The following is a 12,599-nucleotide window of genomic DNA, read 5'->3' on the forward strand; positions in this document are numbered from 1 at the left end:
CTCAGTCGCGCTGGGCGGCCTGGATGGCGGTCAGGGCGATGGTGTAGACGATGTCGTCCACGAGTGCCCCGCGGGAGAGGTCGTTCACCGGCTTGTTGAGGCCCTGCAGCATGGGGCCGACGCTGACCACCCGGGCGCTGCGCTGCACCGCCTTGTAGGTGGTGTTGCCGGTGTTGAGGTCGGGGAAGACGAACACCGTGGCGCGCCCGGCCACCGGGGAGTCCGGGGCCTTCTGGCGCCCCACGCTCTCGATGGCGGCGGCGTCGTACTGCAGCGGGCCGTCGATCAAGAGGTCCGGGGCCTGCTCCCGGGCCAGGCGGGTGGCCTGGCGCACCTTCTCCACGTCGGCGCCACTGCCGGACTCGCCGGTGGAGTAGCTGATCATCGCCACCCGCGGCTCGATGCCGAAGGCCTGGGCGGAGCGGGCGCTCTGGATCGCGATCTCCGCCAGGGCCTCGGCGTCCGGGTCGGGGTTCACCGCGCAGTCGCCGTAGACCACCACCTGCTCCGGCAGCAGCATGAAGAAGATCGACGACACCTGGCGGTAGCCCGGCGCGGTCTTGATCAGCTGGAAGGCCGGGCGCACGGTGTTGGCGGTGGTGTGGACGGCGCCGGAGACCAGGCCGTCCACCTCGTCGAGCTGCAGCATCATGGTGCCGAGCACCACGTTGTCGTGGAGCTGCGCCTCGGCGGTCAGCGCGTTCACCTTGCCGGTGCGCCGCTCCACCATGGGCGCCACGTAGCGCTCGCGGATGCGGTCCGGGTCGATGATCTCGAGCCCCTCCGGCAGCGCGATGCCGCGTTGCCGGGCGACCTCCTCGATCTCCTCGCGCTTGCCGAGCAGCACGCAGCGGGCCAGGCCGCGGCGCTGGCAGATGGCGGCGGCCTCCACGGTGCGCGGCTCGGCGCCCTCCGGCAGGATGATCCGCCGGTCGGCCTGCTGGGCCAGCTTGACCAGCTGGTGGCGGAAGGCCGAGGGCGACAGGCGCCGGGTATAGCCGCGGCTCAGGTGGTCCTTGAGCCACTGCAGGTCGATATGGGCGGCGACGAAGTTGGCCACGCGCTCGGCGCGCTCCAGGTCGTCCATGGGGATGTCGTTGCCCATCTGGCCGAGATTCTGGGCGGTGGTGAAGCTGTCGGTCTCCACGCTGATCACCGGCAGCCCGGTCTTCAGCGCCGGCCGGCACATCTCGATCATGTTCTCGCCGGGCAGGAAGCCGTTGGTCAGCAGCACCCCGGCCAGCGGCACGCCGTTCATGGTGGCCAGCGCCGAGGCCAGCACCACGTCGTCGCGATCCCCGGAGGCCACCACCAGGCTGCCGGGCTTGAAGATGTGCAGGGCATTGGACGCGCTGCGCGCGCAGAGGCTGGTGGAGAGCACCCGGCGCTCGGGCTCGCCCTCGTTGAGCACGGTGGCGCCCAGGGCGCGGGCCACGTCCAGCACCCTGGGGGCGGAGAGTGCCGGGGCATAGGGCACCATGCCGATGACGTGGAAGCGGTCGGTGGCCAGCGCCGGCGAGTGGCGACGCAGTTCGGCGAGCAGCGGCTCGTCCAGCGTCGGGACCGCCGTGCCCGCGGCGAGGCCGCTGTCATCGCCGCCTCCGGGCAGGTTGTGCAGGCGCATCAGGATGCAGCCCAGGGTGCGGGCCGAGCCGATGCCGCCGAAGGCGCGGGCGTGCATGTCGAGCTGCTCGGCCAGCGCCCGGGGCTCGGCCAGGTCGCCGCTGCCCACCAGGATGATGCGGGCATTGAGGGCGTGGGCCAGCTGGGCGTTGACCTGGGTGGCGTAGCTGGCGTGGCGCGTCGGCACCAGTCCCTCCATCACCAGCAGTTCCGGCGTGCCGTCGCCGGCGGTGGACAGGGCGCGGTCCTGGAGCTCGACCACCTGCTCCATCAGCACGTCCAGGCGGTCCTCGCGCAGCAGGCGCTCCATCTCAGCCTGGGGGATCGGCGCGGGGGGGTGCAGCCCGAGGGTGCTGCTGACCAGGGCACAGGAGCGGTCCGGCCCCGGGCCATTGAGCTCGTCCTGGCGCAGCGGCTTGAGGAAGCCGGCCTTGAGGCCGATGGTGTCCAGCGCCTGGATCAGGCCCAGGCAGGCGGAGGTGAGGCCGGCGCCCTCACCGGTGGGGACCAGCAGCAGCACCTGGGGTTCGTGGCGGGGTTCGCGGGGTGTCATCGGGCGGTCTCTCCCAGCAGCTGGCGGGTCTCGTCGGCGATGCGGCCCTCCTCGTCGGTGGGGATCACCCACAGGGCGGGACAGTCCGGGGTCCGGGTGTCGATGCGGCCCTCGCGGCCGCGCACGGTCTCGGCATTGACGGGGCCGTCGAGGCCCAGGCCGAAGTGGGGGAGGTGGCCCACCACCCGCTCGCGCACCCGCGGCGAGTTCTCGCCGATGCCGCCGGTGAAGACGATGCCGTCGAGCCGGGGCAAGGCGCAGGAGAGGGCGGCCAGGGACTTGGCGATGCGGTAGCAGAACACCTCGATGGCCAGCCGGGCGCCGGCATGGCCCTCGTCGGCGGCGGCCTCCAGCTCGCGCATGTCGTTGGTCAGCCCGGAGAGGCCCAGCAGGCCGCTCTCCCGGTTGAGCACGCGGTCGATCTCTTCGAGGCTCCAGTCGAGCTGCCGCACCAGGTGGGCGTGCAGCCCGGGGTCCACGTCGCCGCTGCGGGTGCCCATGACCAGCCCCTCCAGCGGGGTCAGGCCCATGCTGGTGTCGAGGCTCCTGCCCTCCCACACCGCCGCGGTGGAGCAGCCGTTGCCCAGGTGGGCGGTCAGCCAGCCGCCGCGGCGGCCCGCGAGGGTGTCGGCCCGGGCGCTCACGCAGGCGTGGCTGGTGCCGTGGAAGCCGTAGCGGCGGATGCCGTGGTCGCGGTAGAGCGCCTCGGGCAGGGCGTAGCGATAGGCGCGCGGCGGCAGGCTCTGGTGGAAGGCGGTGTCGAAGACGGCCACCTGGGGCAGCTCGGGGAACAGCTGGCGGGTCGCCGCCACGCCCTCCAGGTTGGCCGGGTTGTGCAGCGGGGCGAGGGCGGCGGTGGCCTCGATGGCCGCCACCACCTCATCGTCGATCCGTGCGGCCCGGGTGAAGCGCTCGCCGCCGTGGACGACCCGGTGCCCCACGGCGACGGGGCGATGGCCCTCGAGGCTGTCGAGGATCGCCTCCAGGGCCTGGACGTGGCCGGCGCCGGCCAGCGTCCGCTGGAAGCGCTCGCCGCGGCTGTCGATGCCCGCCAGGCGGGCGTCGCTGCTGCCCAGGCGCTCGACCAGGCCGGCCAGCCGGGGCTGGTCGGGGTCCGCCGACACCAGCGCATACTTGATGGAGGAGGAACCACAGTTGATCACCAGCACCGGGTCGTTCATCGACACTCCTCGGTCGAGAGATTGGACTTTAGTCTACCATGGGGCGGGGCGAGTGGCGTCTCCCGGCCTTGATGCCGATCATGGTCGGGCGCCGTCTTCCCCGGCGACCTCCCATCCTGCACGGACGCTGTGACATGTCGACCCCTCGCGCCGCCTCGGCGGCCCCGATGCCCTATCCCCGCCCCCTGGCCCTGCTGCTGATGGGCGGCCTGGCGACGCTGTTCGCCGCCAACCACGTGGCGGCCCGGGTCGCCTTCGACGAGGGCACCGGGCTGCTGCTGGCGATCCTGGTGCGCTCCGGCGTGGCGCTGGCGATCCTGGCCGTGCTGGTGGCGGTGCAGCGCAAGCGGCTGGCGCTGCCGCCGCGCACGCGGCCCTGGCAGCTCGCGGTGGGCCTGCTGGTGGCGGTGCAGAGCCTCTGCCTCTATTCGGCGGTGGCGCGGATCCCGGTGGTGGTGGCGCTGCTGCTGATGAACACCCTGCCGATCCAGCTGGCGCTGCTCACCTGGGCCCTGGGCGGACCCAGGCCGACGCTTCGCGCGGCGCTGATCATGGGGGTGATCCTGGTCGGCCTGGTGGTGGTGCTGGACGTGCCCGCCTGGCTGGCCGGCCCCGATGCCATGGGACCCGGCTGGATCGCCGGGGTGGCCTTCGGCCTGGCCGCCGCCAGCGCCTTCTCCTGTGCGCTGTGGATCACCGAGCATCGGCTCGCCGAGGTGGGCAGCACCCTGCGCACCCTGCTGACCATGCTCACGGTGCTGGTGGCGATGCTGGTGGCCGGCGGCCTGGGGCTGGTGCCCGGCGGCATGGCACTGCCGGCCTCCGTGCCCGGCTGGGCAGGGCTCGCCGCCCTGGGGCTCTGCTATGCGGTGGCCTTCTCGACGCTGTTCATCTGCGTGCCGCGCCTGGACATGGCGCGCAACGCGCCGGCCATGAACATGGAGCCGGTGGCCGCCCTGGTGCTGGGCTACCTGATCCTCGGCCAGGCGCTCACCCCGGTGCAGCTGGTGGGTGGCGGCATCGTGGTGGCCGGCATCCTGGTGCTGGGGTTCTCCCGGCGGGCCTGAGTCGCCGGCCCCCGGCTCAGGGGCAATGCTGTCGCCTCTCCGCGACGCGGCGTAGCGCAGATTTGCACATTGTTCCCTTGATCTTTGGTGGGGTGGGGGCCACACTTCGGGGTGTTAGGAAACGGTGTTCATTAATAAGGAGGACGCCATGAAACGTCTCACCCTCGCTGCGACGACCGCCGCCCTGTTCGCCGCCGGTGCGGTCACCACCGCCCAGGCCCAGCAGGCCTTCTACCCCCAGCCCTACATCGGCGGTGACGCCATGTTCTGGGAGGTCAATCCCGACAACGGTTCCAGCCGTGACAGCGTCGGCCTGCGCCTGAACGGCGGCATGCAGTTCAACGACTACTTCGCCGTCGAGGCGCACCTGGGTGGTGGCGGCTCCGACGGCGCCGCCGAACTCGACTCCCTGATCGGCGCCTATGGCAAGGGCATCCTGCCCATCTCCCAGGAGTTCCGCCTCTACGGCCTGGCCGGCTTCACCGAGGTGGATTTCGACATCGACCGCGAGAGCGGCTTCTCCTACGGCGCGGGTGCCGAGTTCGACGTGGCCCCCAACCTGGCGCTGGGCGCCGACTACATGCGCTACCTGGACGAGTCGAACTACACCTTCGACGCCGCCAGCGTCGGCGTGCGCTACCGCTTCTAACGCGCGACGTCCATCCGCGGCTAACGGCACCCCGAGGCATTTTGCCTCGGGGTGCGCTTTTTTGGTGCCCCGAAAAGCACTGAAGTGGTGCGTGCGTCATCCAGGTCAGGTGCGCTGCGGTTACCCAGCAGCGAGAGGCGCCGGGAACAGGTCGAAGAGGGGGTCCTATGCCAGGGATGGCATCGGTAGCGCCCAGGGAGGGGTTCACAGCGCCCCCTCGCAGACCTGTTGCCGGAACAGCCTCGAGCATGACAGCGACATGCGATCCGCGCCTGTTACGCGGCCCGGGCCGGCATGGCACGCCTTGTGCAAGGCCATGGGCAGGAGACACCTGACCTGTCTGCCCGGGAGCTGCCATGACCGTTTCACCGACCACGCCGGATGCCGGCTTCGATGCGGCCCTGACGCCGCGACTGCTGTTCACCGACCTGGATGGCTCGCTGCTTGACCACCACAGCTATGACTGGTCCCCTGCCCGGCCCTGGCTGGCCCGCCTCAGGCAGCTCGGGGTGCCGGTGATCCCGGTGACCAGCAAGACCCGCAGCGAGATCGTGCCGCTGCGCCAGGCCATGGGGCTGACCGATACCCCCTTCATCGCCGAGAACGGCGCCGTGGTCGGCCTACCGCCGGCGTGGTGCCATGCCCGCATCGACCGCCCGGGGCCCGACGGCCTGGCCATTCGCACCCTAGGGGTGGACATCGGCTTCGTGCGCAAGCGCCTGGCGGTGTGGCAGGCGCGGCTGGGCGTGAGCTTCACCACCATGAGCCAGATGTCCCTCGACGAGCTCGTCGCCTTCACCGGCCTGCCCGAGCCCGAGGCCCGCCTGGCGCGGATGCGCGAGGGCAGCGAGCCGCTGGTGTGGCAGGACGACGAGGCCGCCCTCGAGGCCTTCCGTGCGGGACTCGCCGGCGACGGCCTGCAGCTGGTACGCGGCGGGCGCTTCTGGCACGTCACTGGCGAGTCCCACAAGGGCAGCGCGGTGGCGTGGCTGGTGGAGCGCTACCAGGCGCTGCGCGGCCGCCGCCCGCTGACCCTGGCGCTGGGCGACGGGCCCAACGACATCGCCATGCTCGAGGCGGTGGACCAGGCGGTGGTGATCCGCGGCTGCCACGGCCTGCCGGTGGAGCCTGCCCAGCCGGAACTCTATCGCAGCGAGGCGACCGGCCCCGCCGGCTGGGCCGAGGGGGTGGCCTACTGGTGGGGGCGAGCCGACCGCCGGCTGAGTCCGGCGGGGGTCTCGGCCCGTGAGGCGGCCACCGAGGAGGCAAGCGCATGAGCGACTTCCACCAGAACGGCATCATCACCGACTTCCACAACCTGACCCGGCGCCCGGTGGAATCCCTGGAGGCGGACCTGGTGCGCTTCTCGCGTCGCCGCCCGATGAGCCTGATCCTGCCCTCGCTCTACTCCGAGCTGGAGGGGCCCGCCCTCGAGGCGATCGTCGAGGAGCTCCGCCGGGTGCCCTACCTCGCCGAGGTGGTGATCGGGCTGGACCGGGCCGACCGCGAGCAGTTCCTGCGTGCCCGGGAGTTCTTCGGCCGGCTGCCGCAGCACCATCGCATCCTCTGGAACGACGGCCCGCGACTGCGCGCCCTGGACGAGGAGCTGGACGCCCAGGGGCTCTCGCCCCAGCAGCCGGGCAAGGGGCGCAACGTCTGGTTCTGCGCCGGCTTCGTCCAGGCCTCCGGGCGCGGCGCCGTGGTGGCGCTGCACGACTGCGACATCCTCACCTACGAGCGTGGCCTGCTGGCGCGGCTCTTCTATCCGGTGGCCCACCCCCACTTCAACTACGAGTTCTGCAAGGGCTACTACCCGCGCATCGCCGACGGACGGCTCAACGGCCGCGTGTCCCGGCTGATGGTCACGCCGCTGCTGCGGGCGCTCAAGCGCATCCACGGGCCGCTGCCCTACCTGGAGTACCTGGACAGCTACCGCTACCCGCTCTCCGGGGAGTTCTCCATGCGCGCCGAGGTGCTCGACGGCATCCGCATCCCCGCCGACTGGGGCCTGGAGGTCGGCGTGCTCTCCGAGGTGCATCGCAACTACTCCACCAAGCGGCTCTGCCAGGTGGACCTGGCCGACGCCTACGACCACAAGCACCAGCCGGTCTCGGAGGAGGACGCCTCCGCCGGGCTCAACCGCATGAGCCTGGACATCGCCAAGGCGCTCTACCGCAAGCTGGCCACCCAGGGGGTGACCTTCAGCGCCGAGGGCTTCCGCACCCTCAAGGCGACCTACTACCGGCTGGCCCTGGACCTGATCGAGGCCTACGACCACGACGCGGTGATGAACGGCCTCTCCCTGGATCGCCATGCCGAGGAGCGGGCCGTGGAGCTGTTCGCCGCCAACCTGCTCGAGGCCGGCAGCGCCTTCCTCGACAACCCCGGCGAGCGCCCCTTCATCCCCAGCTGGAACCGGGTACGCTCGGCGATTCCCGACCTGCCGGAGCGCCTCCACGACGCCGTGGAGGCCGACAACTGCGGCGAGGTGTAGCAGGCCTGTCGCCGTGATAGCCTCGAGCCGATTCTGCTATCGCTGATTCTGCTATCGCTCAGGGCTTCTGCACCAGCCACAGGCAGCGATAGGGCGCCAGGCTCTCCACGGGCGCCCACGGGGCCTCCTCCAGCAGGTCGAACCAGGCCCCCTGGCCGAGGGCCGGAAGCGTCAGCGGCTGGGGGGCGTCGGTGACGTTGTGGATCGCCAGCAGGCGACGCCCGTCGGGCAGCGGGCCGCGCTCCAGCACCAGCAGCTCCGGCGGCGCCTCCAGCACCCGCTGGGGGGCGTCCGGATGGAAGCAGGGCTCGCCGCGGCGAGCCGCCAGGCGCCGGGTCAGCGCCTCGAAGACCATCCTCGTCGGCGTGTCGGGGCTGTCCAGCAGAAGCTCCAGTTCGTCGCGCAGCCAGCGGCGCCGGTTGATGGAGCGCAGGCGTCCGCTGCGCTCCACCCCCTCCAGGTCGTTCAGGGTGCCGGTCAGCACGTGGAAGTAGAGCGCCGGGATGCCCCGCAGGCCGAGCATCAGCTGCTGGCCGCACAGGAAGCGCTGCATCTGCCAGGGGTCCGGCCCGCGCCGGGTGCCCTTCATGGCGTCGAACCAGGTGATGTTGATCTCGTAGGGGCTGTCGCTGCCGTCGTCCCGGGTGCGCATGCTGACGAAGCCGCCGAAGCGATGCATCAGCTCCAGCAGCGCATCGATCTCGTGCTGGGGCAGCCAGCCCTCCAGCGGGCGCACGCCGATGCCGTCGTGGCTGGCGGTGAAGTTGAGGAAGCTGCAGCCGGGGGGCAGGGACGGCAGGCTCTTCAGCCAGGCCGCCAGGGTGCCCGCCTCGCCGCTGGTCAGGGTGTGCAGCAGCAGCGGCGGCAGCGGGAACTGATAGACCAGGTGCGCCTCGTCGGGGAAGTGTCCGGCGGAAAGCCGCTCCAGGCCCAGGTAGCTGAGGTTCTCGCGATGGGGCACGTTGGTCTCGGTGAGCAGCAGAGTGCCCGGCGCCACGTGATCCACCACCGCGCGCAGCAGCCGCACCACCTCGTGGGTCTGGGGCAGGTGGATGCAGGGGGTGCCGACGGCCTTCCACAGGTAGGCGATGGCGTCCAGCCGGATCACCCGGGCGCCCTGGCCCAGGTAGAAGAGCAGGATGCCGATGAACTCCAGCAGCACGTCGGGGTTGGCGAAGTTCAGGTCGATCTGATCCTCGGAGAAGGTCGCCCAGAGGTGTCGGGGGCCGCGCCGGGTCGGCACCTTGACCAGCAGCGGCGAGCTGCGCGGCCGCACCACCGCCGAGAGGTCGGTCTCCGGGTCCATCTCGATGAAGTAGTCGCGCCCCGGCTGGCTGCCGGAGAGGTAGTCGACGAACCACAGCGACTCCCGGGAGACGTGGTTGAGCACCAGGTCCACCGCCAGGTCGCGCCGCCCGGCCAGGGCGCGAACATGGGACCAGTCGCCCAGGTCGGGGGAGACCTCGCGGTAGTGGATCACCGAGAAGCCGTCGTCGCTGCTCCAGGGGAAGAAGGGCAGCAGGTGCACGCCGCTGAAGGCCTCCGCCAGGCGCGCCTCGAGGAAGTCGTCCAGCACCTCCAGGGGGGCACGCTCGCCCTCCAGCAGGCTGTCGCCGTAGCTGATCAGCCACTGGTCGCGCTCGCTCCAGAGTGGCGCATCGCCTTCACCAGCGGAGGGCGGGGGCGGGGCCTGGTGGGCCAGCAGGGTCAGCAGCCGGCGCAGCACCTCGTCGGCGCGGGGGCCGTAGAGGAAGGCCAGGTGGCCGTGGGCGCGGCGGCTGAAGGCCTCGGCGTCCAGCGGGACGGCGACGGAGGGGGTGAAGGTCGGGCGGTCGGACATGGCCGGGTCTCCTCGTGACAACCCCTAACCCATGCAGGGCCCGTGCCAGCCTGGCGGCATCCGCTGACGCAACACGCCGGCCCGGGGCCGGCGTGATCGTTCAGGCAGTCGTTCCAGGGTTTGGCGAAGAGCGGCCTATACCTCCTGATAGAGCCGGCTGCCGGTCTCCCGGAACTTCTGCGCCTGCTCCTCCATGCCTCGCCTGATTGCCTCGGGGTCGTCGTCCAGGCCGTGTTCGGGGGCCCCGTCCTTGAAACTGTCGCGGACCTCCTGGCTGATCTTCATGGAGCAGAACTTGGGCCCGCACATGGAGCAGAAGTGAGCCACCTTGGCCGAGTCCTTGGGCAGGGTCTCGTCGTGGTACGCCCGGGCGGTGTCCGGGTCCAGGCCGAGGTTGAACTGGTCCTCCCAGCGGAACTCGAAGCGCGCCTTGGAGAGCGCGTTGTCGCGGCGCTGGGCGGCCGGGTGGCCCTTGGCGAGATCCGCCGCGTGGGCGGCGATCTTGTAGGTGATGATGCCGGTCTTGACGTCGTCCTTGTTGGGCAGGCCCAGGTGCTCCTTGGGGGTCACGTAGCAGAGCATGGCGCAGCCGAACCAGCCGATCATGGCCGCGCCGATACCGGAGGTAATGTGGTCGTAGCCGGGGGCGATGTCGGTGGTCAGCGGGCCCAGGGTATAGAAGGGCGCCTCGTGGCACGCCTCGAGCTGCTTGTCCATGTTCTCCTTGATCAGGTGCATCGGCACATGCCCCGGCCCCTCGATCATCACCTGGACGTCGTGCTTCCAGGCGATCCTGGTCAGCTCGCCCAGGGTCTCCAACTCGGCGAACTGGGCCGCGTCGTTGGCGTCGGCCACCGAGCCCGGGCGCAGGCCATCGCCCAGGGAGAAGGCCACGTCGTAGCGCTTGCAGATCTCGCAGATCTCCTCGAAGTGCTCGTAGAGGAAGCTCTCCCGGTGATGGTAGAGGCACCACTTGGCCATGATCGAGCCGCCCCGGGAGACGATGCCAGTGACGCGCCTGGCGGTGAGCGGCACATAGCGCAGCAGCACCCCGGCATGGATGGTGAAGTAGTCCACCCCCTGCTCGGCCTGCTCGATCAGGGTGTCGCGGAACACCTCCCAGGTGAGGTCCTCGGCCACGCCGTTGACCTTCTCCAGCGCCTGGTAGATGGGCACGGTGCCGATGGGCACCGGCGAGTTGCGCAGGATCCACTCGCGGGTCTCGTGGATGTTCTGCCCGGTGGAGAGGTCCATGATGGTGTCGGCGCCCCAGCGGATGCCCCAGGTCATCTTGTCCACCTCCTCCTCGATGGAGGAGGTCACCGCGGAGTTGCCCAGGTTGCCGTTGATCTTCACCAGGAAGTTGCGGCCGATGATCATCGGCTCGGACTCCGGGTGGTTGATGTTGCAGGGGATGATCGCCCGGCCCGCGGCCACCTCGGCGCGCACGAACTCCGGGGTGATCTCCTCCGGCAGGCGGGCGCCGAAGCCCTGGCCCGGGTGCTGGTGGCCGAGGATCCGCTCCACTTCCGCGGTTCCCAGGGCCTGCCGGCGCTGGTTTTCCCGGATGGCGATGAATTCCATCTCCGGGGTGATGATCCCCTGGCGGGCGTAGTGAAGCTGGGTGACGTTCTTCCCTTCCCTGGCGCGCCGGGGCGTTCGGGTCAGGTCGAAGCGCAGCCTGGCGAGCGTCGGGTCGTTGGCGCGGCGCCGGCCATACTCGGAGGTGGGGCCGTCGAGGCACTCGGTATCGCCGCGTTCCTCGATCCAGGCGCGGCGCAGCTCGGGCAGGCCGCGGCGCAGGTCGATCTCGGCCGCCGGGTCGGTATAGGGGCCGGAGGTGTCGTAGACCAGCAGCGGCGGGTTCTGCTCATCCGGGCCCATGCCGGAGGTCCGGGTCGGCGACAGCGAGATCTCGCGGAAGGGCACGCGGATATCGGGGCGCGAGCCTTCGATGTAGACCTTGCGGGAGCCGGGCAGCGGCTGGATGGCGGCCGCGTCGACGCGGGCGGTCTCGGCGAGAAAGTGGGCGGTCTTGCTCATGGCGAGGGTCCTTGTGGTGGCTGTTGTTGGTGTTGTTGTCAGGGAGCAGGGCGACGGCGCTAGAGGGCGCGATCCAGCCCCATCTGCCAGAAGTCGATCTCGAGTCGGGTGGCGTCGCGGAAGACCTGGGTGAGTTCCTCGAAGCGCGCCGGGGTGACGTCGGCCAGGCGGGCGTCGAGCCAGGCCTCCTCGGCGTTACGGGCGGCCTGGAACGCCTCGCTCTCGTACATGGCGATCCAGGCATCATAGGGGTTGGCGTCGCCGCGCAGCGTCCCGGCGCGGGCGTTGATCCAGTCGGCGATCTCGCCGTAGCCCACCAGGCAGGGGGCCAGGGCCACGTGGAGGTCGAGCAGGTCGCCGCGGTTGCCGGTATCCAGCACGTAGCGGGTATAGGCCATGGTGGCGCGGGCCTCGGGCAGCTCGGCCAGCGTCGCCTCGGAGATGCCCCACTCCCGGCAGTAGCCGACGTGGAGCCCCAGCTCCAGGTCGACGATGGCCTTGAGCCCCTCATGGGCCTGGCGCAGGTCGTCGAGGGTGCGGCTCTTGTAGGCGGCCAGGGCATAGGCCCGGGCGAAGTGGATCAGGAACAGGTAGTCCTGCTTCAGGTAGTGGCGAAAGGCGCCCTCCTCGAGGGTGCCGTCGGCCAGGCCGCGCACGAAGTCGTGCTCGATATAGGCCCGCCAGTCGTCCTGGCAGGCGGCGGTGAGGTCGCTGAAGCGGTAGCCCATGGTCTTCTCCGGAGACGAGTGATGATCCGGAGTGCGGGCGAGGAAGGGAGTGGGGCCTGGAGGGAGCGCTACACGGGGGTAGCCGAGGGGAGGCCGCCGCTTGATTCCTACGCCGGTACTAGCCGGATCAGGTTCAACGGGCCCCGCCGTGACGACAGTTCATTGCGAACAAGCCGTGTCGTATGGCGATCTCAGCCGGTTCCACCGGCACCCCGTCAAGCGAAGGCCCACTCTAGCAGGCCAGGATGTTTTTGCCAGTCCTGGACTGCACTCCAGATTAGTCTTGGTTGCCCAAGCGAGAGGCGCCGGGGACAGGTCGAAGAGGGGGTCCTATGCCAGGGATGGCATCGGTAGCGCCCAGGGATGATGAGATGGTCTCCTCCCCCTTTAACGGCGTCGCAATGCGCCAGAATGGAAGAGA

At 70.6% G+C, this 12,599-nt stretch carries 9 protein-coding genes and 1 riboswitch; of the genes, 4 read left to right on the forward strand and 5 right to left on the reverse strand.

Annotation, left to right across the window (positions count from 1 at the left end; translation table 11 throughout):
• Position 1 precedes the first annotated feature (1 nt).
• Positions 2 to 2,176 carry a phosphate acetyltransferase gene (pta, locus tag BDK63_RS11140; protein WP_183331899.1) on the reverse strand — a complete coding sequence of 725 codons (2,175 nt, stop codon included), beginning with the start codon at positions 2,174 to 2,176 and terminating at the stop codon, positions 2 to 4.
• Positions 2,173 to 3,357, reverse strand: a complete 1,185-nt coding sequence (locus tag BDK63_RS11145) for an acetate/propionate family kinase (RefSeq protein ID WP_183331901.1) — start codon at positions 3,355 to 3,357, stop codon at positions 2,173 to 2,175. Before BDK63_RS11145 ends, pta begins: the two co-directional genes overlap by 4 nt.
• A 134-nt stretch (positions 3,358 to 3,491) precedes the next feature.
• Between BDK63_RS11145 and BDK63_RS11150 the strand changes: the two genes are divergently transcribed.
• From BDK63_RS11150 to BDK63_RS11165, 4 genes are all read left to right on the forward strand, one after another.
• Positions 3,492 to 4,424 carry an EamA family transporter gene (locus BDK63_RS11150; RefSeq protein ID WP_183331903.1) on the forward strand — a complete coding sequence of 311 codons (933 nt, stop codon included), beginning with the start codon at positions 3,492 to 3,494 and terminating at the stop codon, positions 4,422 to 4,424.
• Between the two features lie 148 nt (positions 4,425 to 4,572).
• Positions 4,573 to 5,073 carry a porin family protein gene (locus tag BDK63_RS11155; protein ID WP_183331905.1) on the forward strand — a complete coding sequence of 167 codons (501 nt, stop codon included), beginning with the start codon at positions 4,573 to 4,575 and terminating at the stop codon, positions 5,071 to 5,073.
• 356 nt (positions 5,074 to 5,429) lie between these two features.
• Positions 5,430 to 6,350: an HAD-IIB family hydrolase gene (locus BDK63_RS11160; protein ID WP_183331907.1), complete on the forward strand. Its 921-nt coding sequence runs from the start codon at positions 5,430 to 5,432 to the stop codon at positions 6,348 to 6,350.
• Entirely contained in the window at positions 6,347 to 7,567 is a 1,221-nt protein-coding gene (locus tag BDK63_RS11165) for a glycosyltransferase family protein (RefSeq protein WP_183331910.1), read from the forward strand. The genes BDK63_RS11160 and BDK63_RS11165 overlap by 4 nt, the downstream gene beginning before the upstream one ends.
• Positions 7,568 to 7,625: 58 nt before the next feature.
• Here BDK63_RS11165 and BDK63_RS11170 read toward each other — a convergent pair whose 3' ends face one another.
• The 3 genes from BDK63_RS11170 to tenA all read right to left on the reverse strand — a co-directional run bounded on the left by BDK63_RS11170 (position 7,626) and on the right by tenA (position 12,178).
• Positions 7,626 to 9,407: a sugar phosphorylase gene (locus BDK63_RS11170; RefSeq protein WP_183331912.1), complete on the reverse strand. Its 1,782-nt coding sequence runs from the start codon at positions 9,405 to 9,407 to the stop codon at positions 7,626 to 7,628.
• A 135-nt stretch (positions 9,408 to 9,542) separates the two neighbouring features.
• Entirely contained in the window at positions 9,543 to 11,450 is a 1,908-nt protein-coding gene (gene thiC / locus BDK63_RS11175) for a phosphomethylpyrimidine synthase ThiC (RefSeq protein WP_183331914.1), read from the reverse strand.
• A gap of 59 nt (positions 11,451 to 11,509) precedes the next feature.
• Positions 11,510 to 12,178: a thiaminase II gene (gene tenA, locus BDK63_RS11180; RefSeq protein ID WP_183331916.1), complete on the reverse strand. Its 669-nt coding sequence runs from the start codon at positions 12,176 to 12,178 to the stop codon at positions 11,510 to 11,512.
• Between the two features lie 87 nt (positions 12,179 to 12,265).
• Positions 12,266 to 12,403, reverse strand: a riboswitch (TPP riboswitch).
• Positions 12,404 to 12,599 lie beyond the last annotated feature (196 nt).

Origin of the sequence: Halomonas campaniensis (assembly GCF_014193375.1) — a bacterium.
Classification (GTDB): Bacteria; Pseudomonadota; Gammaproteobacteria; order Pseudomonadales; family Halomonadaceae; genus Halomonas; species Halomonas campaniensis.